Source organism: Chryseobacterium indologenes, from assembly GCA_016025055.1.
GTDB lineage: Bacteria > Bacteroidota > Bacteroidia > Flavobacteriales > Weeksellaceae > Chryseobacterium > Chryseobacterium indologenes.
This window is the reverse complement of record CP065590.1, coordinates 14,430-41,183: the sequence shown is the minus strand read 5'-3', so window position 1 is coordinate 41,183 and position 26,754 is coordinate 14,430. Positions and strand designations below refer to the sequence as shown.

18 protein-coding genes and 4 pseudogenes are annotated in these 26,754 nt (G+C 42.8%); 8 read left to right on the top strand and 14 right to left on the bottom strand.

What is annotated here, in order from left to right; genetic code table 11:
• Nucleotides 1-381: 381 nt before the first annotated feature.
• The 8 genes from H3Z85_00165 (at nt 382) to H3Z85_00130 (ending at nt 12,688) form a co-directional block, all read left to right on the top strand.
• Nucleotides 382-1,227, top strand: coding sequence for an RteC domain-containing protein (locus H3Z85_00165; GenBank protein QPQ51984.1), 846 nt, complete (start codon nt 382-384; stop codon nt 1,225-1,227).
• Between the two features lie 250 nt (nt 1,228-1,477).
• Nucleotides 1,478-1,831, top strand: a complete 354-nt coding sequence (locus H3Z85_00160; GenBank protein ID QPQ51983.1) for a helix-turn-helix domain-containing protein — start codon at nt 1,478-1,480, stop codon at nt 1,829-1,831.
• A 12-nt stretch (nt 1,832-1,843) separates the two neighbouring features.
• Complete coding sequence (locus tag H3Z85_00155; GenBank protein QPQ51982.1) at nt 1,844-2,152, top strand: helix-turn-helix domain-containing protein; 309 nt, start codon at nt 1,844-1,846, stop codon at nt 2,150-2,152.
• A gap of 85 nt (nt 2,153-2,237) precedes the next feature.
• Nucleotides 2,238-3,698, top strand: a complete 1,461-nt coding sequence (locus H3Z85_00150; protein QPQ51981.1) for a DUF3945 domain-containing protein — start codon at nt 2,238-2,240, stop codon at nt 3,696-3,698.
• Between the two features lie 6 nt (nt 3,699-3,704).
• Nucleotides 3,705-5,798: a DNA topoisomerase 3 gene (locus H3Z85_00145; GenBank protein ID QPQ51980.1), complete on the top strand. Its 2,094-nt coding sequence runs from the start codon at nt 3,705-3,707 to the stop codon at nt 5,796-5,798.
• Nucleotides 5,788-6,669: an ORF6N domain-containing protein gene (locus H3Z85_00140; protein QPQ51979.1), complete on the top strand. Its 882-nt coding sequence runs from the start codon at nt 5,788-5,790 to the stop codon at nt 6,667-6,669. Before H3Z85_00145 ends, H3Z85_00140 begins: the two co-directional genes overlap by 11 nt.
• Before the next feature lie 144 nt (nt 6,670-6,813).
• On the top strand, nt 6,814-7,251 hold the full coding sequence (locus tag H3Z85_00135) for a DUF1896 domain-containing protein (protein QPQ51978.1): 438 nt from the start codon (nt 6,814-6,816) through the stop codon (nt 7,249-7,251).
• The gene (locus tag H3Z85_00130; GenBank protein ID QPQ51977.1) at nt 7,238-12,688 is read left to right on the top strand and encodes an N-6 DNA methylase; all 5,451 of its coding nucleotides are present in this window, start codon (nt 7,238-7,240) and stop codon (nt 12,686-12,688) included. Before H3Z85_00135 ends, H3Z85_00130 begins: the two co-directional genes overlap by 14 nt.
• 7 nt (nt 12,689-12,695) lie before the next feature.
• On the opposite strand, the gene H3Z85_00125 is transcribed toward H3Z85_00130, so the two are convergent.
• The 14 genes and pseudogenes from H3Z85_00125 to H3Z85_00060 form a co-directional block, all read right to left on the bottom strand.
• Nucleotides 12,696-13,517 (bottom strand): RteC domain-containing protein, encoded by an 822-nt coding sequence (locus H3Z85_00125; GenBank protein ID QPQ51976.1) that lies wholly within the window; start codon nt 13,515-13,517, stop codon nt 12,696-12,698.
• 253 nt (nt 13,518-13,770) lie between these two features.
• Nucleotides 13,771-16,043 (bottom strand): annotated as a pseudogene (locus H3Z85_00120) (multicopper oxidase domain-containing protein).
• Nucleotides 16,044-16,056: 13 nt separating this feature from the next.
• Nucleotides 16,057-16,512 (bottom strand): heme-binding domain-containing protein, encoded by a 456-nt coding sequence (locus H3Z85_00115; GenBank protein QPQ51975.1) that lies wholly within the window; start codon nt 16,510-16,512, stop codon nt 16,057-16,059.
• A gap of 32 nt (nt 16,513-16,544) precedes the next feature.
• Complete coding sequence (locus H3Z85_00110) at nt 16,545-16,964, bottom strand: hypothetical protein (GenBank protein QPQ51974.1); 420 nt, start codon at nt 16,962-16,964, stop codon at nt 16,545-16,547.
• 25 nt (nt 16,965-16,989) lie between these two features.
• Nucleotides 16,990-17,514 carry a DUF305 domain-containing protein gene (locus H3Z85_00105; GenBank protein QPQ51973.1) on the bottom strand — a complete coding sequence of 175 codons (525 nt, stop codon included), beginning with the start codon at nt 17,512-17,514 and terminating at the stop codon, nt 16,990-16,992.
• Between the two features lie 10 nt (nt 17,515-17,524).
• Nucleotides 17,525-18,189 (bottom strand): annotated as a pseudogene (locus H3Z85_00100) (DUF3347 domain-containing protein).
• A gap of 6 nt (nt 18,190-18,195) precedes the next feature.
• Entirely contained in the window at nt 18,196-20,316 is a 2,121-nt protein-coding gene (locus tag H3Z85_00095; GenBank protein QPQ51972.1) for a heavy metal translocating P-type ATPase, read from the bottom strand.
• An 18-nt stretch (nt 20,317-20,334) separates the two neighbouring features.
• Entirely contained in the window at nt 20,335-20,640 is a 306-nt protein-coding gene (locus tag H3Z85_00090) for a phosphoribosylpyrophosphate synthetase (protein ID QPQ51971.1), read from the bottom strand.
• A gap of 14 nt (nt 20,641-20,654) precedes the next feature.
• Entirely contained in the window at nt 20,655-21,530 is an 876-nt protein-coding gene (locus H3Z85_00085) for a DUF3347 domain-containing protein (GenBank protein QPQ51970.1), read from the bottom strand.
• 269 nt (nt 21,531-21,799) lie between these two features.
• Nucleotides 21,800-21,979, bottom strand: coding sequence for a hypothetical protein (locus H3Z85_00080; protein ID QPQ51969.1), 180 nt, complete (start codon nt 21,977-21,979; stop codon nt 21,800-21,802).
• 260 nt (nt 21,980-22,239) lie between these two features.
• Nucleotides 22,240-22,461 carry a heavy-metal-associated domain-containing protein gene (locus H3Z85_00075; GenBank protein QPQ51968.1) on the bottom strand — a complete coding sequence of 74 codons (222 nt, stop codon included), beginning with the start codon at nt 22,459-22,461 and terminating at the stop codon, nt 22,240-22,242.
• 99 nt (nt 22,462-22,560) lie between these two features.
• Nucleotides 22,561-24,971 (bottom strand): annotated as a pseudogene (locus H3Z85_00070) (copper-translocating P-type ATPase).
• Between the two features lie 88 nt (nt 24,972-25,059).
• Nucleotides 25,060-25,622: pseudogene (locus H3Z85_00065) on the bottom strand (helix-turn-helix transcriptional regulator).
• A gap of 115 nt (nt 25,623-25,737) precedes the next feature.
• Nucleotides 25,738-26,562 carry an RteC domain-containing protein gene (locus H3Z85_00060; GenBank protein QPQ51967.1) on the bottom strand — a complete coding sequence of 275 codons (825 nt, stop codon included), beginning with the start codon at nt 26,560-26,562 and terminating at the stop codon, nt 25,738-25,740.
• Nucleotides 26,563-26,754 lie beyond the last annotated feature (192 nt).

Below are 26,754 nucleotides of genomic sequence, written 5' to 3'. Positions count from 1 at the left end.
TTGTTACAGAGGCAAAGGTTAAATTTAAAATGATTTTTTTTGTTAAAAAGATTAATATAGCCCAAAGTGGCTAATAAAGAGTAGTTTACAAGAACCGAAAGTGCTATCGGTAACGATTTAGTAATGGTGCTTACTGCACTCGCTTTCATCTGATTACCTTGTAAATCATTATTGCAAATTTAATAAAAAAAGGGTTAAGTCGTAGTGTACTTAACCCTTTTTCTGCTTTTCCAATATACATCAAAAAGCGTAATTGGAAATAAATCTTTCCCAATATGGGGACACAATGTGATAATGGTTTACATATTATTTCCAAGTTTTGGTATATCAATTAAAATGTGGTTCCGAAACAAGTAGTGATAACTTTTAACAGACTAAGCTATGGAAATCGTGTTGAACAAAATATTATCGGAAATTCAGCGTCAGGAAGATATGCTATCTTCTCAAATGATGCAAACTGCGGATGAGGCTTACCAAATGACCTTATTCTTAAAGGAAATGCTGTTTACTATAAAGATGAAAGTCTTGCAGACCGGATTTAAGGACGAACGGCAGGAAATCAATTTTTTCAAGAATATCAAACCGCAGATTTTAGGAAAACTTATTTATTACAATAAGGTATTCCGCATTGAAACTACCTGCCCCGTAAGTGCAGGGAGAATACACCAAAGTTATTTTGAAAACCAACTGAAAATTCTGAAATCCGAATACAAGGAAAGCATATCCAATGAGGATTTTTACAGGTACTATCGTGCAGGCAGAACTGACCGTGACCACAGTTATTTCAGGCTCGGAAAAATCAATTACCACGATGGTCTAAAAAGTAGTGTATTTGAAATTGACCTTAGCTTTTCTACTTATTACGATAACAAAGTTGCCCATATTATAGCCAATGAATTACTTTATACTTTCTTGCTTACCAAAATAAACCCTGAAAAAAATCCCGATACCATTTCAATAAACGGTGATGGAAACAAAGACATTTCGTGGACGAACTCGCAAAATGCACTGATAGAATTGATTTACGCCCTGTATGTTTCCAAATCTATTGCATACGGGAAAATAGGCATCAGGAAATTAGCATTGATTTTCCAAATCCTCTTCCGAACGCCCTTGAACGATATACATCATTCTTTCCACCGAATGAAAACAAGGGCAGGCTCCCGAACGGTGTTTTTAGACCAGCTCAAAATTTCCCTCGAAGAGTATATGGATAAAGACCTTTAGCAACATCAGCACGGGTGTTTGAAAGCAGTACACAAAATGTACTGCTTTTTCTTTTGCCCATATATGCCAATTGGCATATATGGGCAAAAGGCTACTACAAAATAACCGAAACACGCTAAAACCCTTATTAAACAAGGGTTTTTCTCATTGCAAAAAATTTGAAAAAAGTGCCAAACCAATGGGTACGCATTGGCAGACAAACACTGCCACACTTCTGAATTTTGTACTGTGAATATTAAACAATAGTGCAATGAACATTATAACAGTTGACGAAGAAGTGTGGAAGCACCTCAACGAACGGTTGAAAGCCATTAGCGAATATATCCTCAAACTGGAAGATACAAGCTACGATAGCTTATGGCTCAACAACCACGAAGTCTGCCAGTATCTCCACATCAGCGAAAAAACGTTGTGGCGTATGCGCACCAACGGGCAGATAGCTTTTTCAAAAATGTACGGGCAGTATTACTATACGATTGGTGCTATCAAGGAAATGCTCAACGCTAACGCCGTGCAGACGACCGATGAATATGTGGAGCAGCTTATGGCGAAAGGCAAAAGCTATATCGAGAAAGGCAGAAAGCTGAAATCAGGTAATCATTAAAAGCGTACCCGTATGAATATCGACAAAATGGAATTTGTGGCGTGGATGGAACGCATAATGGACAGGCTTGACATTCTCGGAAACCACATAGACGATTTACAAAAGAAGCGCAACAGTATAGACGGCGAGGAATTACTGGATAATCAGGATTTATTGCAAATGCTGAAAATAAGTAACCGTTCCCTGCAACGGTATCGCTCCATAGGCAAACTCCCTTATTATACCATTAGCGGAAAACTGTATTACAAGCTGTCCGATGTGCATCAGTTCATCAGGGAAAGTTTTAACCCGCCCTTGCCCAAACTGGATGCCAATAAGTGACAAACACTGCCTTTGAGTGCCACATAACGCAAATCAGTGAAGGCTTCCTTTACATTCGACCGTAAAATTTTAAAAATTTCAGAATATGAGCGAAGAAACAACAAATAAACAGGAAATGCCCGAACAGCTTTCGGACATATTACTCGTACTGGATAATGAGAAAATGAAAATCCAGGCAGTAAAGAGTATTGATGAAAACGGGAAAATGGAAACCGTAGAACCCACCAAGAAAAACCAAAACCAGTTTATGCGTGTGGATAAAAGCGGCGATTTCTTTTCCAACTTCTTTTCCAATTTTTTCAGCCAGTTAAAGAACCCTACAAACTTTACTTTCTTCAAAGTGCCTGCCCCGGTTGCTGCTGAAAAAGCGCAGGAACTCCAAAAGCACGTAGATAAGCCCACTCCACAGGGCGAAAAAGTGCTGAAAGAACACGAAGTGAAAGCAGAACCCCAACCAGATAAAAAACAAGAAAATCAAAATAATATGGCAACAGCACAAACAACAACGGAAACAAGCGAATACCGCTACAAGCCGGAGCAGATTGATTGGGACACAATGAAAAACCTCGGATTAAGCAAAGAATATCTTGAAAAAAGAAACCTGCTCGACCCTTTGTTACGAGGTTACAAAACCAATGAACTTTTACCGATAGGCATTAACCTCGGTGGTTCTATCCTCCGCACGGATGCCCGATTGTCTTTACAGCAAGCGGAAGACGGCAATGTTATCGTGGCAATACACGGTATCAAAAGAGAACCTAACCTCCACTTTGAGTTTTTCGGTCACAAGTTTACAGATGAAGACAAGAAAAACCTGCTTGAAACGGGCAATATGGGGCGTGTGGTCAATCTCGTAAATTCCAAAACAGGCGAACTGATGCCGTCCATTATCAGCATTGACAGGCTGACCAATGATGTGATTGCATTGCGCACGGAGTTTATAAAAATCCCCGATGAAATTAAGGGCGTAAAGCTGAACGACGAACAAAAGCAAACTTTGATGGAGGGCAAACCACTCTATTTAGAAGGTATGATTTCCACTAAGGGAACGGAGTTTTCGGCAACGGTACAAGTCAATGCTGACAAACGATACGTTGAGTTCCTGTTTGACAGAAGCAACAACAACCAGCAGGCGCAAACCAACCAACAGAACACCCAACAAAGCAATCAGCAAAGCCAACCGCAGGAAGCTCCAAGAACTTTCAGGGGCAAAGAACTGGATGATGAGCAGTATAACAAGTTCAAAGCCGGACAAACCATATACGTTGAACTGAAAGATAAAAAAGACCAACCGTATAAGGGTTATATCACTTTCGACAAAGATACCGGAAAGACCAATTTCGAGTTCCCCGGTCAGTATAAAGCACGGGTAGAACCTGCCGAAACCCATAAAACGCAGACTGCCGTCAATTCGGAGGGCAAAACCAACGAAGCGACCAAGAACGTCCAAGAACCTTTGAAGTCCGGGCAGCAAAGACCGAAAAACGAGACGCAGCAGGAACAACAGGACAACAAGCCCGCAAAATCCAAAGGCAGAAAAATGTAGTACAGTATGAAAACAATTATTGCAGAAAAACCAAGCGTAGCAAGGGAGATAGCCGGCTTGTTGGGAGCATCCGATAAAAAGGACGGCTACCTGACAGGTAACGGCTATTTTGTTACGTGGGCATTCGGTCATTTAATAGGACTGGGAATGCCCGAAGACTACGGCATTTCGGGATTTGACAAAGCATCCCTGCCGATATTGCCCACCCCCTTTTTATTGACCGTTCGCAAGGTCAAAAAAGACAAAGGGTACACCGCCGATACTGGCGCATTAAAGCAACTGAAAGTCATTGAGCAGCTTTTTAAGCAAAGCAACAGCATCATCGTTGCTACCGATGCAGGTCGTGAGGGCGAACTCATTTTCAGGTACATTTATGAATACCTGAAATGCAACAAACCTTTTGAACGCCTTTGGATAAGTTCGCTTACCGAAAAGGCAATAAAGCAAGGCTTCAACAACCTAAAAGACGGGGCAGCATTTGACGGACTGTATCAGGCAGCGCAAGGCAGAAGCCGTGCCGACTGGCTTGTAGGCATCAATGCTACACAGGCATTGAGCATTGCCGCAGGCAACGGTATCTATTCGCTCGGAAGAGTGCAAACGCCCACACTGGCTTTGATATGTAAACGCTACCTCGATAATAAGAATTTCACGGTAAAGAAATACTGGCAGATACAATTATCGCACAACAAAGCACAGGTTGATTTCAAAAGTATTTCCGCAATCAAATGGGACGAAAAGCAGCTTGCCGATGATACCCTTAAAGCTATTCAGCGTGGCGCAATGGCAACCGTTACTTCGGTAGAAACCAAAAGTGTTACGGAACAACCGCCCTTGCTTTTCGACCTGACTGGCTTGCAAAAGGAAGCCAATAAAAGGCTGAAATTATCTGCTGAAGCAACGCTTAATATCGCACAAAGCCTGTACGAAAAGAAGTTTATTACGTACCCACGTACCGGAAGCAAATACATTCCTGAAGATATGTGGGCAGAAATTCCAAACCTTGTGCGGGCATTGCAGAACCGTGAGGATTGCAAGCAAGCACTTACCAAAATTAAATGGGGAAGGTTCAACAAACGTATCGTGAATGACCTCCGTGTAACGGACCATCACGGTTTGTTGATTACAGATAAAGTGCCGTCGGTACTAAACGCAGACGAAAACAAGATATACAATATGATTGCGCTTCGGTTGCTCGAAGCCATATCACAAGCCTGCGTGAAAGAAATAACCGATGTATCATTACAGGTTATGCACTATGATTTTGCGGCAAAAGGCTGTAAAATTCAGGAAGCGGGTTGGCGTTCCATCAAAGGAAGTTTTACCGATGACGGCGAAGAGCCAGTACAGGAACTACCTGAACTGCAAAAAGGCGACGAACTTAAAATAAAGGAAGCTGCCGTTTTGGAAAAGCAGACCAAACCGCCAGTGCTTTACACCGAAGCCGGGCTTTTGTCGGCTATGGAAACCGCCGGAAAGGAAATTGAAAACGAGGAAGAACGCAAAGCCCTGAAAAATATCGGTATCGGTACTCCTGCTACAAGAGCCGCCATTATAGAAACACTGTTTACCCGTAATTATATCCAACGGGATAAGCGTTCCTTAATCCCTACCGAAAAAGGATTGCAGGTGTACGAACTGGTCAAAGAACGAAAGATTGCAGATGTGGCAATGACCGCCGAATGGGAATTGGCTTTGCAGAAAATCGAAAACAACGAAGCAGATGCCGGAACGTTCCAAAAGGAAATGGAAACCTATGCAAAATCCATTACAGATGAATTGCTGCAAACTTCTATTGCCAATACCAATCAGCCCAAATTGACCTGCGCGAAATGCAAAAGTCAGCAACTCATCATCCGTGATAAGATTGTGAAATGCCCTGACGAGGCTTGTAACTGGGTGCAGTTCCGTACCGTTTGCGGTGTACAAATCAGTATCGAAAATATAGTAAGCCTTGTCAACAAGGGCAAAACGGCTTTAATCAAAGGAATGACAAGCAAAGCCGGAAAGAAATTCGATGCTTATATCGTCCTGAAAGAAAATGCTGAAACCTCCTTTGAGTTTGAGAAAAACAAAAGCAATAAGCGCAATGGAAAATAAACCGTCAATCGTACCCAAAGAAATCGGGAGCCTGATTTATACCATACGTGGCAAACAAGTGATGTTGGATAGCGACCTCGCCACCTTATATCAGGTGGAAACCAAAAACCTGAACAAAGCCGTCAAGCGAAATATCGAGCGTTTTCCTGCTTCGTTCTGCTTTCAACTGACCGAAGAGGAAGTTGAAAACTTGAGGTTCCAAATTGGAACCTCAAGTTTTAGCTACGGCGGCAGGCGTTATTTGCCCTATGTATTTACCGAACAGGGCGTGGCAATGGCTTCTGCCATACTCCGTTCGGATATAGCCGTTAAAATGAGTGTTGAAATAATGGAAGCCTTTGTAGAAATGCGGCGTATGCTCATCAGCAATGCTTCTTTGTTTCATCGTTTGGATAACATCGAATTGAAGCAACTGGAAGCCGACCAAAGATTTGAAGAAATTTTTAAGGCTTTGGAAAGCGATAAGCTGCACAGTGAAAAAGGTATCTTCTACAACGGGCAGGTTTTTGATGCCTATGCCTTTGTTTCTGATATTATCCGCAATGCCGGAAGTTCCATTATCTTGCTTGATAATTATGTGGATGATACCGTGCTTACCTTATTGGGCATACGGAAAGACAATGTAACTGCGAGTATCCTTACCAAAAGCATCAGTAACCAGTTACGGTTAGATTTACAACGCTACAACAGCCAATATCCACCCATAGATATTGAGCATTTCGCAGATGCCCACGACCGTTTTTTGATTATTGATAGTGCAGAACTCTACCATATCGGTGCATCACTCAAAGACCTGGGCAAGATATGGTTTGCCTTTTCACGAATGGATATTGAAGTCGGTAGGATGCTCCAAATCCTCAACAAACCTTAAAAATGAACCTCTGATTTTCAGAGGTTTTTTATTGCCCATTACGCCAAATAACGCCTTTCAACGCCAAACCCTGCAACATTCGCAAAGGCATTTGCTCCCACTTATAATTTTATGATTTAAGTAAAATTCTAAACAATATATAGTATGGATGTACAGCAAAAAGACCTATCGTATTTCAGATTACGACTGCAAGAATTATTAAACAGCAGCTTTCCCGAAAAGGCACACGACCAAAAATTTATAGACCAACGGTCTTCGTGGGCTGCTAATGCTTATGAGGGTGCGTTTCGTTCGGGAAACGCCGTTGAGCAATGCAACGAAATAGCCAACTACATACTGTTTGAGGGCTTACACTTCTCCAAATTCGACACGGTTTTCAAAGTGGTGTGCAATGAGTTTGACACCATTATGGCAGATGAGGAACTGCGCCCGTTCGCCCTGAAAATGTTTCCTGTTTGCGAACCCGTATTTGCGGGATATGAATTAACCGATGATTTCGCCTATGGTTATGAGTTCGATTTACTCTATACCGAGCTGACCGGAACCATCGCAATATGGATTGAGGAAAATGGGCTTCAGTAAGCGTTTCCACCTCCAACAGAATATTGATGCCCTGCGAATTGTTTTTAAACTGGAAAAGGAGAAACGGCAAGCCACCGTAGGCGAACGACTGCTAATGATGCAATACAGTGGATTTGGCGGTCTTAAATTCGTTCTGAACCCCATTGAAAACGAAATAGACATCAATAATTGGAGAAAAACGGAACACGACCTCTTTCCGATTACGCAGGAACTCCACCAACTACTCAAAGAAAATTCCGAAGACGATAAGCAATACCGCAGATATGTGGACAGTATGAAAAGTTCCGTACTGACGGCTTTTTATACACCGCCAAAGGTCATAGATGCCATTTCATCAGCCTTGCGTGATAGCGGTTTGCAAATTGATAAGTTCCTCGAACCCTCCGCAGGTATCGGCTCATTCATCCAGTCCTTTTCTGAAAATCAGAAAGTCAGTATTACGGCTTATGAAAAGGATTTGCTTACTGGCAAAATCTTAAAACAGCTTTACCCCGAAAGCAATATCCGGATTAACGGTTTTGAAGAAATCCCCGAAAGGGAGCAAAACAGCTATGATGTAGTTGCCAGTAATATCCCGTTTGGCGATACTTCCGTATTTGACCTTTCCTATTCCCGAAGCAGGAACAGCGCAAAGGAACAAGCAGCCCGAAGCATACACAATTACTTCTTTCTGAAAGGTACTGATATGCTCCGTGAGGGCGGTTTGTTGGTTTACATTACTTCACAGGGCATTCTGAACAGCCTTAAGAACGAACCCATACGCAGGGCGTTAATGCAGGATAATAATTTGGTTTCGGTTGTAAGATTGCCTAACAACCTGTTTACCGAATATGCAGGTACAGAAGTGGGCAGCGACCTGATTATCCTGCAAAAGAATACGACAAAACAAGGTCTGAGCGAAGCGGAAGATCTGTTTTGTCGTAGCAGACAAACAGAATACAATACACCAAGCAATGCCTTGTTGCAAAACAGCACAAGGATTGTGCATACGCACTATAAATTAGATACTGACCCTTACGGACAGCCTGCCTTAATTTATACGCATAAAGACGGTGTTGACGGCATTGCCAAAGATTTGAAACAAATGTTATCCGAAGATTTTGGAAAGCATTTGAATTTGAGTTTGTACAGAGGCGAACAGAACGATGAACCTCTTATACAAAGTCCAATTTCCCCGCCAGTAACACCTCCGGTTATAGAGCCTGTAACCATTCAGCAAAGACCACAACCCGAACCAGTTTCGGTAATCCATCAGGAAAGCCCGCAGGAACTAAAGCAACTAAGCATTTTTGACCTGTTTGAACGTGCGGGCGAACCTGTTGCCGTCATTGCATTGCCCAAAAGAACTACCCGAAGCCAAAGGCAAAATCCTCGAAAAAGCAGAGGTACAATAGGTCGCCAAACCGACTTGTTCAGTGGTACATTGCAACAAACCTATATACCACCAAAAACCAACGGTACCACTAACGGTACTCCAAAGAAAAACGGCAATAGTCAGGAAGTTATCGGCGACCTGTTTTCCCAAATAAACGGTAATGGCCAGACTGATAAGTCTGCCGTTCCTGATACCGTTATTAATGCCATTCCCGAACCTGCTCCGTACAGTGGCGAACTGCAAGCGTTCCACCGTAATGATTGCCTTGTTGTAGATAATGGTTGGGTCGGTTATCTGCAAGATGTGGAAAGAAACGAAGATAAAGCAACGGCAATCTTTCATCCACTACAATTACCGTCAGCACAAAAAGCAAGAGCCGAAGCCTACATAGCCGTAAGGGACAGTTATATCAATCTGTACCAAAAAGAAGCTGAAAAGCAGACCGAACACAAGGAAGAACGGGAAGCCCTGAACCTCCTGTACGATGGCTTTGTCAAAAAATATGGCAATCTAAATGCTGCCGACAATGCCAAGCTGATAAAGACGGACAGCGCAGGCAAAGAAATTCCTTATCTGGAGCGTATCATTGGCGGCGTAATCCACAAAGCGGATATTTTCAGTCGTCCCGTTAGCTTTTCTACCACCACATTAGCAACCGATAATCCCGAAGAGGCTTTAGCCGCCTCGCTAAACAAGTACGGAAACGTGGATTTGGACTTTATGTCCGAAATCAGCAGCCTGCCTGCCGATACCCTGAAAGAAGCCTTACACGGGCGGTTGTTCTACAATCCGCTACAACAAGAATACGAGATAGCCGAACGGTGGATTGCAGGCAACGTAGTTGAGAAAGCCGATGAAGTAAGAGCCTATCTTGAAAACAATCCCGATGATACCGAAGCCAAAGAAAGCCTTACCGCTTTAGAGGAAGCCCGACCAAAACGGATTGAATTTGAGGAACTGGATTTTAACCTCGGCGAACGGTGGATACCTACCGGGATTTATGCCCGTTTCGCCTCGCACCTGTTTGATGCGGATGTACTGGTTCATTATTCCGAAAGCTCCGACGACTTTTCCGTAAAGTGTCATCAGAGCAATATGCACATTTGGGAAAAATATGCCGTCAAAGCGGAAAGCCGCACATTTGACGGTATTGCCCTGCTCAAACACGCCCTTGTTAATACCACGCCTGATATTACCAAAAAAGTAATGGTTGGCGACCAAGAAATTAAAGTACGGGATATGGAAGCCATACAAATGGCGAACACCAAGATTGATGAAATCCGTACCGCCTTTACCGACTGGCTACACGCACAGAATGATGAATTTAAAAATCGCCTGACCGACCAGTACAACGATACTTTTAATTGTTTCGTTCGCCCGAACTATGACGGAAGCCATCAGGAATTTCCGGGATTAGACCGTAAGGGAGCAGGCATTGAAGACCTGTATTCAAGCCAAAAGGACACCGTTTGGATGATAAAGCTGAACAACGGTGCTATCTGCGACCACGAAGTGGGCGCAGGAAAAACGCTGATAATGTGTACCGCAGCGCAGGAAATGAAGCGTTTGGGATTAGCCCACAAGCCGATGATTATCGGGCTGAAAGCGAATATACCCGCCATTGCTGAAGACTACCGCAAAGCCTATCCACACGCTAAAATCCTTTATCCAGGTATAGATGATTTTACGCCAAAGAAACGCCTGCGCATTTTCGGGGATATTAAAAATAATGATTGGGATTGTGTGATACTCACACACGACCAGTTCGGAATGATACCGCAGTCGCCCGAAATACAAAAGGAAATTCTCGAAATAGAATTAGACAGCGTAGAACGTAATCTCGATGCGCTGAAATCGCAAGGCAAGGAAGTTACAAGGGGAATGCTCGCCGGAGTAATCAAGCGGAAAGAAAATCTTGAAGTAAAGCTGAAAACGCTGCAACACGATATTGAAAACCGCAAAGATGATATTGTGGACTTTAAGATGATGGGCATAGACCATTTGTTTGTGGACGAAAGCCACCAGTTCAAAAACCTGATGTTCAACACCCGTCATACACGGGTTGCCGGACTGGGTAAGGTGGACGGCAGCCAAAAGGCACTGAACCTGCTTTTTGCCATCCGCACCATTCAGGAGCGTACCAATGCAGATATGGGCGCAACCTTTCTTTCGGGTACAACTATCAGCAATTCATTAACGGAGCTGTACCTGCTGTTCAAATACCTGCGCCCCCGTGCATTGGAAAAGCAAGGCATTCATTCTTTTGATGCGTGGGCAGCTATCTATGCAAGGAAAACGACCGATTATGAATTTTCGGTAGCTAACAATATTGTCGCTAAAGAGCGTTTCCGCTACTTTATCAAAGTGCCGGAACTGGCGCAGTTCTATTCTGAAATCACGGATTACAGGACGGCAAAGGATATTGGTATTGACCGCCCCAATAAGAACGAGGTATTGTACAACATACCACCAACGCCCGACCAAGAAGCCTTTATACAAAGCCTGATGGCTTTTGCCAAAACGGGCAATGCAACTTTGCTCGGTAGAGAACCATTATCGCAAAGGGAAGAAAAAGCAAAGATGCTCATTGCTACGGACTACGCCCGTAAGATGTCGCTCGATATGCGTATGGTAAGCGGTATCTACGACGACCATCCCGACAACAAGGCTTCGCATTGTGCGGCAAATATTGCCAAGTATTATAACCAGTTCAACGCACAGAAAGGAACGCAGTTCGTTTTCTCGGATTTGGGAACCTACAAGCCAGGCGAATGGAATGTGTACTCTGAAATCAAACGCAAGCTCGTGGAAGACCACGGCATACCTGCGAATGAAGTAAGGTTTATTCAGGAGGCGAAAAATGACAAGCAACGTAGGGAACTTATCAACGGGATGAATGAGGGCAAAATCCGTGTGCTGTTCGGTTCTACAAGTATGCTTGGAACTGGCGTAAACGCACAGAAAAGAGCCGTTGCCGTTCATCACTTAGATACGCCGTGGCGACCGTCTGACCTTGCCCAACGTGATGGCAGGGCTGTAAGAAAAGGCAATGAGATTGCCAAATTCTTTGCCGATAATAAAGTGGCTGTTATCATCTATGCCGTTGAGAAATCTTTGGATAGCTACAAGTTTAACCTGTTGTACAATAAGCAGCTTTTCATAGACCAGTTAAAGACCAACAACCTGACCAAAAGAACGATTGACGAGGGAAGTATGGATGAAAAATCAGGAATGAACTTTTCGGAATATGTGGCAATCCTGTCAGGAAATACAGACCTTTTGGATAAAGCCAAACTGGAAAAACAGATTGCCGGATTGGAAAGCGAAAAGCAGGCGTTCAACCGTTCTAAATCCAGTGCCAAATTTAAGGTACAGGATTATACGGAAATGTTGCAAAGCACTCAATCCCGTTTGAACCGGATGAGTACCGACTGGGAAAACTTACAGCAACGCCTACAAAAGCGTTCGGACGGTACAATCGAAAACCCTGTGCTGTTGGATGGCTTGCCACCTAATGCAAATCCGAAACAAATCGGTGCAAAGCTGAACGAGATTGCGGACAAAGCACTCACCGGGGGGCAATATGATGAAATCGGTACACTGTATGGTTTTACCTTATTGGTAAAAACAGAAATGACGCAGAAAGACAGCAGCAGTCTTGTTGAAAAGTACAACCGTTTCTTTATTCAGGGCGATGGCAATATCAAGTACACATACAACAATGGTATAATGGCAAAAGACCCCGAAACTGCCACAATGAATTTTTTGAGGGCTTTGGAAAAATTGCCGGGCTTTGTGAAGCAGGAACAAGAGAAGATTGCTGAAATACAAAAAGACCTGCCTATACTTCAAGAAGTGGTTAACGGTACTTGGTCTAAGGAAAGCCGATTGAGTGAGCTTAAAACGGAACTGGCTGCCGTAGAAAGAAAGATACAGCTATCTATTACACCGGAAACCAAACAAGATGCTCCGGAGCAGGCAGAAAAGCAGAAAGAAACTCCAACGGTTCAGGAAAGCATTATACGGACAAAAGGCGTTCATTTGCCACGGGGCGTATTGTAAGGGTTGTTTACTTTTCGTCCTGCTCGTCCATTTTCTTTATCAGTGCTTCACACAGATTGTCAAGGAATTTTGTACGGTTTATTTTGCGGGCTTTCAGTTCCATAAACGTGTGGTAAAAGTCGCCTAATTCAATATTAAAGGCATCTTCAAAAGTTTTGGCAATCAATTTTATGTCTGTATTCCCATTGTTAAATACACCGTGGGAGTACAGTGCATAAATGAGTTCCGTGAGTGCAGTTTTACTTGCTGTCCATTTCAACGAATTGTCTGAAACCTTTTTCTGATTGATATTATTTAACCTGTCTTCCAAATAAACTTGTATCAGGTCATTGGCAATTATCTTGGCAACCTTATAATCGTGCGAAGTAGAAAAGCGATGGTCTGCCTCAAAATAAAATGTGTCCAACCATAGTCTTATATCGTGCTTATCACGTACAAAAAACTTCTCGTCAACAAAAGAATTATTACTTCGGTAATACTTGTAAAAATCAAGGTTGTTGTCAAAGAACCTTTTTAGCTTTTTTAGCTCTTTGGTAAAATATTTCCTGATGCGTTTTGCTCCATAGGGCTTTCTTGTTTCAATTTTATAAATGGCATTATAGTAGATGAGTTTTGCAACAATAGTTGGTTTTTGATATTTGAAAAAACGGATTTCTTCATCAACATTTCTAAACCCTTTTTTCAAGACATACTCTTTTACATCGGACAGGCATTCTACAATCAGGTGTATAACGGCTTCTATACGCTGTATGGAGCAATCAGTTTCAATTTCCAATTCGCTGATTGATGTTTCAAGTTTATGTAGTGTTTCATTATAGAATTTATTCATCCGATTATTTTGATATACACATTGTTCGTTAATATAGAAAAGCTTATACTGTTCATATTAGCTTATTATGCAACTACTGCTTATAGTATTTTATACCCCTATTGTGTTGATGATGGAGGCGCTTAGATTTTGCTGCATAATTTTATGGGTTGTAGTATGATGCAGGTTAATCATTACGAATTATGCCCGCATCACCAACTGTTTTTTGACCGATATTTTACGGTTCGCAGTTTACAACCTTAGTTATTCAATTTTAATAAGTCAAGGCAAGCCCTACACCCCATCCCATATCACTATCATAGTGGGTGCGTATGCCTATGTTTTTGTTGAGGATGTAGCTAAGTTCTCCCATATATTCAAAGTCTGTGTTGACCATAAAGCCGCCCCTTAACCTTTTGGTGATGGGAATATCCTCACGCATCAGCGCCAGCCTTACAATACCATCGTGATAAACCTCTGCCTGAAAATTAACGAGCATAGGTAAGGTGTACACAAAACCTAAGCTCACAGCCCGGCGTGTATCCTTTTCATTCTTTTGTCCGAATAAGTTTGTTTCGTGTTCGTCTATTCCCATTTTACGGTAACGCCAGTCAAATCCCACAAAGGGCATAAACCATTGCATTTTCCCCAAGTATCTGCCCAAATGGGTTTCTACTTCATAGCCGTGCATATCATTGTAACCTAAACGCCATTCCGAACTCAAGTTCCATCTTGTGTTTTGCAGCATTGCCATACCGTCATTACCATTAGTGGCGAAATCATTCTGTGCCATGAAATGGGGCATATTGCTTTCCCGCTGTAATGCCTTATATGATTTAGCCTTATCAGGCAGGTAGGGATTTTGGTAATCGCCTACGGCAAACACTCTGTTCATCCCCGACATCATGTGGTACAGGATGTGGCAGTGAAAGAACCAATCGCCCTCCTCATTGGCGGCAAACTCGATGGTGTCCGTTTCCATCGGCATAATATCAATGATATTTTTCATAGGTGCATTTTCACCTTTGCCGTTCAGTACCCGGAAATCAAATCCATGCAGGTGCATCGGGTGGCGCATCATGGAGTTGTTATAAATGGTGATGCGCAGTACTTCGCCTTTCTTAACGGGTATTTTGTCCGTTTCAGAAAGTACCCTGTTGTCCATGCTCCAAACGTAGCGGTTCATATTCCCGGTAAGGGTAAATTTTATGTCCTTTACGGGCGCATCTTTGGGAAGCGTGGTATTGTAGGGAGATTTGAGCATGGCATAGTTTAAGGTAACAATATCTCCCAAAGCATTTGCATTATAACGGTTGGGGTCGTTGTCCATATTCATACCCCCGTGCTTGCTGTGGTCTGCTTTCTTTCCCGCTTCCCCTGTTATTTCGGGGTACATGACCACGTTCATATCCATTTGGTTCAGGCTCATCTTCATGCCCATATCGTCCAAATCGCCGTTCATCTTCATCATGTCGTTCATCATCTTCATCCCCTCGAAATACTTCAGTCGTGGCAGCGGAGAAATAAGCTGTTTGACACCGTTACCAATAAAGTAGCTTGCCGATTGTGTCCTGTCCTCGGTAGTCGCTAAAAACTCATACGCCAATCCGTCTTCGGGGATGGTAACGACCACATCATAGGTTTCCGATACGGCAATGATTAACCTGTCCACCTCTACAGGCTCAACATCATTCCCATCATTCGCTACTACTGTAATTTTTCCTCCAGCATACCGTAGCCAGAAATATGAAGACGCCCCTCCATTGGAAACACGCAATCTGACTTTGTCGCCTGCTTTTAGCTTTTTACCATCAATTGTTTTCAAATCGGTGCTATGGCTACCATTTATTAGGATTTTATCATAGTAAACGTCACTGACATCCATCGCCAGCATCCGCTTCCACTCGTTTTTTACCTTTACCCCTAATTTTCCCTCCTTAATAGCTTCAACATATGATTGTGTTGCGCCTTTCTTAATGGCCGCCCAATCATTTGCATTGTGTAGCATACGGTTGATATTATCGGGGTTAAGATTTGTCCACTCACTTAATATAATTGGAACGGTCGGCAAATCGTCAATTCCTTTTCTGAATGTCTTATCATCGCTTCTTTTCTTCATGATAAAACTTCCGTACATGCCAATCTGCTCCTGCAATCCTGAGTGGGAATGGTACCAGTGCGTACCATGCTGGATAATCGGAAAACGGTAGGTGTAGGTTGTGCCCGGTGCGATGGGTTTTTGTGTAAGCCAGGGCACACCGTCTTCTTTATTGGGCAGGAACACACCATGCCAGTGAAGTGATGTGCTTTCTTTCAATTGGTTGTGCACCACTATTTCGGCAGTGTCGCCCTCGGTAAAGGTAAGGGTGGGCATGGGGATTTGCCCGTTTACGGCAATTGCCCTTTTTGCTTACCTGCATAGTTGACAAGCGTATCTTTTACATACAGCTCGTAATGCACCACTCTCTGTGCAAACAGCGTTTGCGTGCAAAGCAGTATCAGCACTGTTTGCAAAATTCTTATAGGTATTTTATTATATCTGTTCATGATTTGAAAAATTTTATTTAATGCTGTCTTCCATTGTCCTAAACCACGCTATCAAAACCTGCTTATCCTCCGGTGACAATACTGCATTGCGATGAATTAGTGTGTATGATGACAACGGCATTTCCCCGTCCTTAACCTGCCCGGCCATAGCCCTGAACTTGTTTCGCTGCCTGCGGACAGAATAGTCGCCAAATTCGCTAAAGTTGAGTTCCTCTTTCCCCTTTTTTATATGCTCTGCCATGTACCATGCGCCGGGCTGGATACGGCTGTACCACGGATAATGGGTATTGTTGCTATGGCAGTCATAACAGGACTGAACAAGGATAGCCTTTACATTTTGGGGTACGGCGTACACTCTTTCGATATGGGTGGCTGGCACTTCAACCGCCTGGTTCCGTAAGGGCTGAAAGAACTGTATGGCAATCAGGACGACAGCCAGCCCCAATATGATTTTCTTCTTTATGGTCATAATTATTTTATTGTGGCTTCATCTTTTTGTGTCTACTGTTTTTTCACATACTTGGCATAATTCTCCTTGTTTTCAAAATAAGAAACTTCACCGTTATTTCCTGTCACAGCAATCACCGCATTAGCTTTGTCTACCTGCTTATGGGAATAGGGGTCTATCGCCATCCGCACGGTCGCATCTTTTGGAATACGTTCCTTACACATTTCGCAACATCCGTAATAGGTTTTACCATCAAATTTTACTTCAAACTGCTTTTTGCCCATATAGGCATCATTTACCATGCAGACTTCATCCAATGGCACCAATTCGCCTATTTGGACATCATGTTCGTGGCTTGCCGGAGTTGCCTGCGAATGATGCTGTGCCGCTTCATCCTTATTTGACCCTGTCTGCCCGCAAGCGGTGAATAGCAGAGTTAAAGAGGAAATAAAGCAAATTATTATTTTGCTCATGTTAAAACTATTTTTTGAAATTTTATTATTTACTTTCTTCAAACTCTTTCAGCTTGCGCTTCATCAATTCAATTTCTTCCGCTTGGGTTTCAAGTATGTTTTTTTGCAACTGTATCAGTTCCGGGTCGGTCAGCTTTGCCTTTTCGGACATCAATATTGCTGCTGCGTGATGGGGTATCATACCTTTTACAAATTGTTTGTCCCCCACATTGATTTGCTCCCTTATACCAAACCATGAAAAGATGCCAACGGCGACTGAAAATATGGCTATCATCCAGTTCATTTTCCTGTTAGCGTACATCACTTTCATTACCACTAATTCGATAAGCAACATTGCCGAAGTCATCAGCAGGGTCATATACAAATTGTTGATATTGGGTATAAGGTTGCGCAACCCGTCTATCATAGCGTACATAATAAAATACATTGCACCGAACATTACGACAGCCATAATCGCAAAGCGTTTGTACATGGCTGAAGCATGGCTTGAATTGTGCGCACCATGCCCTGAAGCATGACCTGTATGGTGGTTGTTCTGCATATTTTCCATAACCCTAAATTTATTTACCGTTAATTGTTTGCTGTACCTTACCGCAGCTAATCATTTTTGAACCGTAGTAAGGATTTTTGATTTCTTTGTTTTCGCTGAACCAAACAGCTCCTTTCCCGTCATTGAACATCGGGCAATGGTCTTGATACAATGTTTGTGATGTGCCGAACAAACTAACCAGGTCTTTCAAATCTTCGCTAAGCGACGCTAAATGTTCTCTTTGGTGGTCTATCTTCCCAGCATTTTCGCCAATGTGCTCGGCATTTTCTTTTGCACTTTCAAAAATTTCCATAAACTCTTTATGCTTATCGGCTGGAATAGTTTTCATATCCACCTTATTCAAAGTACCCAACAGCTTTTTCCTGCATTGGCGGCAGCTTTGTCATTATCTGAAGCAAGTGCGTTCTTTAATGATAGATAATCGGTAACTATGGGCGCAATAGAAAAGTTTTTTGCTTCTTCTTTTCCTGTTGCTTTTGCTTCCTGACCGCTCGGAGTTTCACTCACAACGGGCGCAGCTACCGTATCATCCTCTTTTGGTTGGGAAGCTGACTGTTCTTGTGATACAACAGCAGTATCACTTGAAGACTGCTCGTTTTTGTTGGATGCCTGATTGCATGATACTGTTACAAATGCCATGATAACAGCAATGATTGATAATGTTAGATTTTTCATTTTTATTTATTTTTTGATTTTTAAAAAACTTGCGTTAATAGCCACTACAATGGTGCTTACACTCATCAGCACAGCACCCATAGCGGGACTTAAAACAAAATTCGGATAGAGTACGCCTGCCGCAAGCGGTATTGCCACCACGTTGTAGCCAACCGCCCATATCAGGTTCTGTACCATCTTTTTGTAGGTAAGTTTGCCGAAGTCAATCAGTTTGACCACATCCCTCGGGTCGCTGTCTACCAATATGATATCCGCTGTTTCGGCAGCCACGTCCGTACCGGAACCCACGGCAATGCCCACATCTGCCTGTGCCAGTGCAGGTGCATCATTTACACCATCACCAGTCATTGCTACGATTTCGCCTTTTGCCTGAAACTCCTTTACTTTCTCCTGCTTGTTGTGCGGAAGCACATTAGCCAAATACCCGTCCATACCCAATTTTCCGGCTACGGCAGCAGCAATCCTGTCGTTGTCCCCGGTGAGCAGAAAGGACTTGATGCCCATTTTTTTGAGTTCCTCAATCGCCTGTGCCGAACCCTCCCGGATGCTGTCTGCCAAAGTAATGATGCCGATTACCCGGTCATCAATGAGGACAAAGTTGACCGTTTCGGCCTCTTGATTGATTTCGTTTGGAATTTCAGGCAGGGAAAGGTGGTTTTCGGTGAAATAATTCGGGCCGCCAGCTACGACATTTTTCCCGTTCACAACACCTTTAACACCTATGCCCTGCATATAGCTGAAGTTTTCAGACTTCCATAAGGCAAGGCTCTTTTCTTTCAATGTAGCCATAATGCCTTTGGCGATATGGTGTTCCGAATTTTGCTGTACTGCGGCAGCATACTGGATAACCTCATCGGCATTATATTCGTCTGTTAACGGTATAACCTTTTCTACGGCATGGGAACCTTTGGTGAGCGTTCCGGTCTTATCAAAAATGACAGTGGAAAGTTTTCGGGTGGTTTCAAATGCTGTGCGGTTGCGGATGAGCAGACCATTGGTCGCCGATAGCGTTGTGGAAATGGCGACCACCAACGGGATAGCCACGCCCAATGCGTGCGGGCAGGCCGTTACCATTACCGTCACCATTCTTTCAAGCGCAAAGGCAATATCTCCACTGCTTGCATACCAATAGGCAAATGTGCCTATGCCAACGGCAATGGCAATAAAGGTGAGCCATTTGGCAACTTTGTCCGCAAGGTTTTGCGTATTGCTCTTAGTAGCTTGTGCCTCCTGCACAAGATTGATAACCCTGTTCAGGTAGCTGTCTTTTCCAACGGCTGTTACCTTAACTTTCAGCGCACCATCGCCATTGATAGAGCCTGCGATGACCTTTCCGTCCTTTTCCTTTTTCACGGGAATACTTTCTCCGGTAAGCATGCTCTCGTTGATATACGAAAGCCCCTCCAGTACCAATCCATCGGCTGGAATTTTTTCACCCGGTTTTATGATAGCCGTTTCACCGCTTTGCAGGTCTTCAAGCTTTATTTTTACCGCTTCTCCGTTTCGCTCCACCGTGACATCGTTAGGCAGCAAAGCAACCAATGATTGCAAAGCCCGTGAAGCAGCCATTTGGGAACGCATTTCCAGCCAATGCCCTAACAGCATGATGTCGATAAGCGTAGCCAGTTCCCAAAAGAAGTCCATGCCCTGCAAGCCAAATACAACGGCTACGGAATAGACATAGGCTACGGATATAGCGATAGCAACAAGTGTCATCATCCCTATGGCTTTGGCGTTCACCTCGCCAATCATTCCCTTTAGGAACGGCAAGCCTCCATAGCTATAAATCACTGTACCCAATGCCAGCAGCACATATTTATCTCCATTGAAAGCAAGGCTGAAACCCAACCATTGCTGTATCATGTGTGACAGGAGCAGGATAGGGATTGTAATGACGAGGCTTATCCAAAAACGAGCGAGAAAATCGCCTGTATGATGCCCCTCATGTTTGTTAAAGCTATCTCTGGCTTGGTTATGATGAGAATGCCCGGAATGCCCATGTCCTGATTTTTGTACATGAGAAACTGAGCTACCGCCAACTGGAACCAGTGCCATGCCACAAAGCGGGCATTTGCCTGGTTCGTCTTTTAGCACCTGCGGGTGCATGGGACACGTGTATTTTTTCATAATAAGGGGTTTTAAAAGTTATGTTGCACTTAATTTTTTTGCCATCTCATGGGTCATTTCTTCGGCATAAGCACCATAGGCATCCACAAGTACGCCTTTATTCTTACCATCATTGGACGATATGGCATAAATCACGGCATTGTTATCAGGACTGCTGTCGAGGCTTTCAAACCTATGGGTTTCCGTAACCGTAAAATCCTCCGGTTTTAGTTTCAGGCTCCTTGACGCACAGTACAGGCAGTCCGGCAACAGACTAAAGTCCATACTGTATCCACGCTGTCTTAGGTCTTTAAGCGCCTGCACCATGTCATTGTACTGTACCATAGCTTTCAGACCTGTTATTTAATGGTTTCGACCGTACTGCCGCAGGTAAGCATCTGTGAGCCGTAATATGGGTTTTTAACAGCATTCTCTTTACTTAGCCAATTGGCTCCCTTACCTCCATTGTACATAGGGCAGTGCTGGTAATAAACGGGAGTATCCTGTTTAGACACTTTGGCCAGTGTGTAGATGCTTCCCGAAAGTGCCGCAAAAGCACTTCTTTGTTTTGCAACATCTTTTGATTTTGAAATGCTTTCCGCATTGGCGGTCAAGTCCTGCATCACTTTCATCCAAGCCGTATGTTCCTCTGCCGATAGCTTATTCATATCGACTGCTTTAAGGGATGCAGCCAATTCAGCGGCTTTGGCAGATGCGGTCGCCGCATCGGTTTTTATCAAAGCATCTTTCACTGAAAAGTAGTTGTCAAATACAGCCTTTAGCTGTGATTGGTTTTGGGCTGCATCTTTGTTAGCTGCCATTTGACTATGGTCGTGATTGCCATGTCCGGCATTCATGTCCATTCCCGCCTCCTTGTTTTTGGCAACCGTCTTCACTGGTCTATCATACTGGCAGCAACCAGCCAGTTTAGCATATACGTCATCCGGCGCACGGAACTTCTCACTGTCATAACCAGCCAAAGCGATACGTTTCAGGATTTCATCCTGATTTGTTTTGTCGCCGTCATAGGTGAGCGTAGCCATCTTGGTATCTTTGTTCCAGTCCACACTGGCTACCTTTTTTACGTTACCTGCCTTTTCGATGGTGGTTTTGCATATACCACAATTGCCGTAAATCTTTACGGTTTCTGTTTTCGCATTCTTGATTTGTGCGAAGCCGTTTATTGATGATAGTAATACGGCGATTACCATCACTATTTTTGATAATGATTTCATAATAATTACATTTTGAGAAACGGGGGATTGATAAACCCATTTCTGTTTTAAATTTTAAATAAATGATACAAATAGGGGGATTTGCAAAAGCCGGAACAGCTTCTGACAGGACATACCTATGGCTATCAGGCCATAGTTTTAGCTTATTTTAGGCGGTAGCCAAATGGAGAAAAAGCCCGAAGAATAGTAGGCTTCTTTGAAACCGAATTTTTGCTTTTTAGCTGCTGCTAAGTGATTTTTTGCCTTTAATTCGATTACGGTTGGGACATTTAGGGAAGTGGTTGAAGCACCGCACCTGCAAGAGCTGTGGGAACAACCGCCCCCGCATTTGTCACTTTTGCATTTTTTACAGGATTTGCTCTTGCAACCTTTTTTATGTTCTGATTTTTTGGATTTCTCCTTTGAGCAGAAAGACTGCTCGGTCTTTGTTGAATTTTTGGAACAGGCATAGCTCTGACTTGGCATCATAAAGAAAACCAAACAGAACAATGTCAAAATGCCTATATGTATTCTATAATTTTTCAACGCAACAAAGTTACAAATTAAATTGGTTTTTTATATCGTTTTACGTTTTTTTTGCTATATGGAAAAATAATGCCATATACGCAATAACCTATCGTCTTTTTCAGAATTGATAAAATGCCCTTTTTCATCAACCCAACCTCATGGAAATTCGGTCGGAAAAAGGGCATTTCAAAAAGTTGCTGGCTTAGGCATCCAAAGGTTCTATTTTGAAGCCTGCCTTTTGCACGGTCGATATTACTTCCTGCTCGGTAATGCCCTCGGACTTCACGGTAAGTACCTTGTCCTTGTTGGCCGTGTCCACTTCCCAATGGCAGATGCCCTCTGCCTTGTCCAAGTGCGGCTTTACAGATGCGATACAGCCGCCGCAATTGATGTTCGTCTTGAATTGAAATTGTTTATTTTCCATTGTTTACAAATTTTAGAGTTATCTGATAATGCAAATTTCCGTACTATTCAGTTAGTTATTGTTGTGTAATTTCTTGTTTGATTTGTGAGATTTACTGTTTTATTTCTTCCACTTCAACCGCAGGCTGTTACTGACCACGCTCACGCTGCTCAATGCCATTGCCGCACCCGCAATCATCGGGTTGAGCAGGAAGCCGTTAACAGGGTAAAGGATGCCTGCCGCTACCGGAATGCCGATTACGTTGTAGATAAACGCCCAGAACAGGTTTTGCTTGATGGTGGCTACGGTCTGTTTGGACAAGCGTATTGCCTGCGGTATCTTGGTCAGGTCGGACGAAATGATGGTCATCTTGGCTACGTCCATTGCGATGTCGCTGCCTTTGCCCATTGCGATACTTACATCGGCTGTTGCCAATGCGGTGCTGTCGTTGATACCATCGCCCACCATTGCCACTACCTTTCCTTTACTTTGCAGTTCTTTCACAAAGTCGGCTTTATGCTGTGGCAAAACTTCGGCTTTGTAATGCTTGATGCCTGTCTGCTCCGCAATGGCTTTAGCGGTAGCTTCATTATCTCCGGTCAGCATATACAGGTCAATGCCCATTTCCTGCATTTCCCGGATAGCCTGCACCGATGTTTCCTTAATCTTATCGGCGATAGCGATTACAGCAAGAGCCTTTTTGCTGTTTGCAAACCAGATAACGGTTTTAGACTGTTTGCCCCATTCTTCGGCCTGGTCTTGTAATTCTCCGGCAATGGCAATGTTGTTTTCTGCCAATAGCTTTTTGTTGCCTACATAATAGGTTTCGTTATCATGGTCTGCTTTTGCGCCTTTGCCCGTAATGCTGTCGAACATGGATAAAGAGGTGGTCGCTACATCGCCAAGATGCTTCACTACCGCTTCTGCCAATGGATGCTCGGATTGCTTTTCGATGCTCAAAAGGATTTCTTTTGCAGTGTCCTCATTGTTCAGCCATTTAATGCCCGTTACCTGTGGTCTTCCCTCGGTGATGGTTCCGGTTTTGTCCAAAACGATGGCATTTACTTTTTTGGCCAGTTCCAAACTTTCGGCATCCTTTATCAAAATGCCATTTTCAGCACCTTTACCAACGCCTACCATAATAGCGGTGGGTGTCGCTAAGCCTAAAGCACAGGGGCAGGCAATGACCAATACCGTAACGGCTGCCAACAGACCTTGAACAACCCCGTTTTCGCCTCCCAAAATCAACCATAGCGTAAATGTCAGGATGGCAATACCTATCACTGTGGGAACAAAGATGCCCGCAATCCTATCGACCAGTTTCTGTACGGGTGCTTTGCTTCCCTGTGCATCCTGCACCATTTTGATGATGTGGGCAAGCATGGTTTCTTTGCCCACTTTTACCGCCCTGAACCGGAAGCTGCCTTTTTGGTTAATCGTTCCTGCAAATACTTTTTCTTTTTCTTTTTCAATACAGGTACAGGCTCACCGCTTAACATGCTTTCGTCCACATACGAATTGCCCGATATGACCATGCCGTCTACCGCAATCTTTTCACCGGGCTTTACGAGTATCACATCGCCTGCGCTTACGTCTTCGATAGCGGTCTGCTTTTCCGTTCCGTCCGCCTGTACCACGATGACCGTTTTTGGCTGCAAGCCCATCAGCTTCTTAATGGCTGAAGAGGTGTTGCCTTTGGCTCTTTCTTCCAGCAGTTTTCCCAAGAGGATGAATGCGATAATAACGGCAGCCGCTTCAAAATATACGTGAGCATGCAGTCCCCGTTGATGCCAAAAGTCGGCAAACAGCATATTGAAAACACTGAACAGGTAGGCAATACCTGTACTCAATGCCACCAGCGTATCCATATTGGCGGAACGGTGCTTTGCCTGCTTCCAAGCGTTTACAAAAAAATCCCTGCCCAACCATATTACAACGGGCGTGGAAAAGAGCCACATTATCGGGTCTGCATAGGGCATATCCATAAAGAACATTCCTATGATTACCACGGGCAGGGAAAGGATAATTGCCCAAATGGTCTTGTTTTTCAAGGTTCGGAATTTCTTTTCGTGGATGCCTTCGAGCGTTTCCTGCTGCTTGGTTTCGTCTTCAATCAATAGGTCGTAACCTACTCCCTGAACCGCTTTTTGCAGGGTGGAGGCATCGGTCATATTGGGCAGATATTCCACGGTAAGATTGCCCGTTGCAAAGTTCACGGAAGCATTAACTACTCCCGGTTGGTATTTCACAATGCTTTCGGCACTGCCCGCACAGGATGCACAGGTCATGCCCAATACCGGAAAAGCACTTTTAACCGTAGGAACTCCGTAACCTAAATCTTTAATTGCCTTAACAGCCTCGCCTACGGTTTCATTGCTATCTACTGTAATCACTGCCCTTCGGTTGTTCAGCTCTACTTTATGGGTTTCTACGCCTTTTACCTGTGCCAATCCCTTTTCAACGATTAATGCACAGTGTTCGCTTTCTACATCCTCCAATGGAATGTATATATTTTCTCTGTTTGTCGCCATATTTGCCTGCTTTAATTTACAATACAAAATTGGCTATTATATTTATGGGTACTGGTGTGAAATTTTGGATTTGATTTGTAAGATTTACTTACACTTTATCCAACGGTTTTCTTTTATCCTCTTTAATCTGTTTGAAATGGCTTGGTGTTAGCCCGGTAACTTTTTTAAACTGGTTACTCAAATATGCCACGCTCGAATAATTTAGGCGGTTCGCAATCTCACTTAATAACAACTCATCATACACCAACAATTCTTTGACTTTCTCTACCTTTTGGGCGATAAAGTATTTTTCAATGGTTGTACCCTCTACCTCTGAAAACAGATTGGACAGGTAATTGTAATCGTGATGCAATTTGTCACTCAATACATCGGAAAGGTTGGTTTTTACATCACTATCCTGATGGTGTACCAGGTCAATGATAATGTTCTTTATCTTTTCTATTATCCTGCCTTTTTATCGTCAATTACTTCAAATCCTAATGGCTCTAAAGTTTTGGACAAATTCTCTTTTTCCAGAGATGTTATTTCTTTGGAAAGAATAACTTCGCCCAGTTTTATATTTTTAGCATCTAATCCCAGTTTTTCCAATTCGTTTTGTACCACCATAATGCAACGGTCGCAAACCATATTTTTAATAAAGATTGTATTCATATTTATTTACTGACTACGTTTAGTATTTAATACATAAGCAATAAACAAATTTACAATTTAAGTTTAATTACTCTGACTTCTTGCCAAGAGGAATAAAGCCTGTGTACATATATACTTACTGTTTTTCATCTTGTTCGTCCATTTTCTTTATCAGTGCTTCACACAGCCTGTCGAGGAATTTCGTTCGGTTTATTTTGCGGGCTTTAAGTTCCATAAACGTATGGTAAAAGTCGCCTAACTCAATATTGAAGGCATCTTCAAACGTTTTGGCTATCAATTTTATTTCTGTATTCCCATTGTTAAATGCACCGTGGGAGTACAGTGCATAAATGAGTTCCGTGAGTGCAGTTTTGCTTGCTGTCCATATCAACGAATTATCTGAAACCTTTTTAACGTTGATGTTATTTAACCTGTCTTCCAAATATACCTGTATCAGGTCATTAGCAATTATCTTGGCAACCTTATAATCGTGCGAAGTAGAAAAGCGATGGTCTGCCTCAAAATAAAAAGTGTCTAACCATAGTCTTATATCGTGCTTGCCACGTACAAAAAATTGTTCGTCAAAGAAAGAATTATTGCTACGGTAATACTTATAAAAATCAAGGTTATTTTCAAAGAACCTTTTTAGCTTTTTCAGTTCTTTGACAAAATATTTCTTGGTACGCTTATTTCCATACGGTCTTCTCGTTTCGATTTTATAGATGGCATTATAATAGATGAGCTTTGAAACGATAATTGGCTTTTGATATTTAAAAAAGCGAATTTCTTCATCAACATTCTTAAATCCTCTTTTTAAAATATATTTTTTTACGTCGAATAAACATTTGATAATAAGTTGTATAACTGCTTCAATGCGTTCTATCGAACAGTCTGCTTCAATCTCAAATTCTTTGATTTCGTTTTCCAGCTTAGCCAGCGTTTCGTTATAAAATTTATCCATCCGTTATCCTAAATCTATTTTTTTAAACAATAATAGAGAAGCCCAAATACTGTCATATTTGAAAGAAATTTGCATTTTCGGGTTTCTCTTTTGGAACTTTGGTTTTTGCTCGATACAGAACTAATAAGTCCATTTTTAGTGATAGGGATAGATATAATAGTGTCTAATTTTATGTATATCAAAGCAATAAGA

Bases quoted from the DNA above. Each gene is read 5' to 3' on its own strand.
- H3Z85_00085 (QPQ51970.1), bottom strand. From the start codon at position 21,530: ATGAAATCATTATCAAAAATAGTGATGGTAATCGCCGTATTACTATCA.
- H3Z85_00095 (QPQ51972.1), bottom strand. From the start codon at position 20,316: ATGAAAAAATACACGTGTCCCATGCACCCGCAGGTGCTAAAAGACGAA.
- H3Z85_00165 (QPQ51984.1), top strand. From the start codon at position 382: ATGGAAATCGTGTTGAACAAAATATTATCGGAAATTCAGCGTCAGGAA.
- H3Z85_00075 (QPQ51968.1), bottom strand. From the start codon at position 22,461: ATGGAAAATAAACAATTTCAATTCAAGACGAACATCAATTGCGGCGGC.
- H3Z85_00140 (QPQ51979.1), top strand. From the start codon at position 5,788: ATGGAAAATAAACCGTCAATCGTACCCAAAGAAATCGGGAGCCTGATT.
- H3Z85_00130 (QPQ51977.1), top strand. From the start codon at position 7,238: ATGGGCTTCAGTAAGCGTTTCCACCTCCAACAGAATATTGATGCCCTG.
- H3Z85_00080 (QPQ51969.1), bottom strand. From the start codon at position 21,979: ATGCCTGTTCCAAAAATTCAACAAAGACCGAGCAGTCTTTCTGCTCAA.
- H3Z85_00150 (QPQ51981.1), top strand. From the start codon at position 2,238: ATGAGCGAAGAAACAACAAATAAACAGGAAATGCCCGAACAGCTTTCG.
- H3Z85_00145 (QPQ51980.1), top strand. From the start codon at position 3,705: ATGAAAACAATTATTGCAGAAAAACCAAGCGTAGCAAGGGAGATAGCC.
- H3Z85_00135 (QPQ51978.1), top strand. From the start codon at position 6,814: ATGGATGTACAGCAAAAAGACCTATCGTATTTCAGATTACGACTGCAA.
- H3Z85_00125 (QPQ51976.1), bottom strand. From the start codon at position 13,517: ATGAATAAATTCTATAATGAAACACTACATAAACTTGAAACATCAATC.
- H3Z85_00090 (QPQ51971.1), bottom strand. From the start codon at position 20,640: ATGGTACAGTACAATGACATGGTGCAGGCGCTTAAAGACCTAAGACAG.
- H3Z85_00160 (QPQ51983.1), top strand. From the start codon at position 1,478: ATGAACATTATAACAGTTGACGAAGAAGTGTGGAAGCACCTCAACGAA.
- H3Z85_00155 (QPQ51982.1), top strand. From the start codon at position 1,844: ATGAATATCGACAAAATGGAATTTGTGGCGTGGATGGAACGCATAATG.
- H3Z85_00115 (QPQ51975.1), bottom strand. From the start codon at position 16,512: ATGACCATAAAGAAGAAAATCATATTGGGGCTGGCTGTCGTCCTGATT.
- H3Z85_00060 (QPQ51967.1), bottom strand. From the start codon at position 26,562: ATGGATAAATTTTATAACGAAACGCTGGCTAAGCTGGAAAACGAAATC.
- H3Z85_00110 (QPQ51974.1), bottom strand. From the start codon at position 16,964: ATGAGCAAAATAATAATTTGCTTTATTTCCTCTTTAACTCTGCTATTC.
- H3Z85_00105 (QPQ51973.1), bottom strand. From the start codon at position 17,514: ATGGAAAATATGCAGAACAACCACCATACAGGTCATGCTTCAGGGCAT.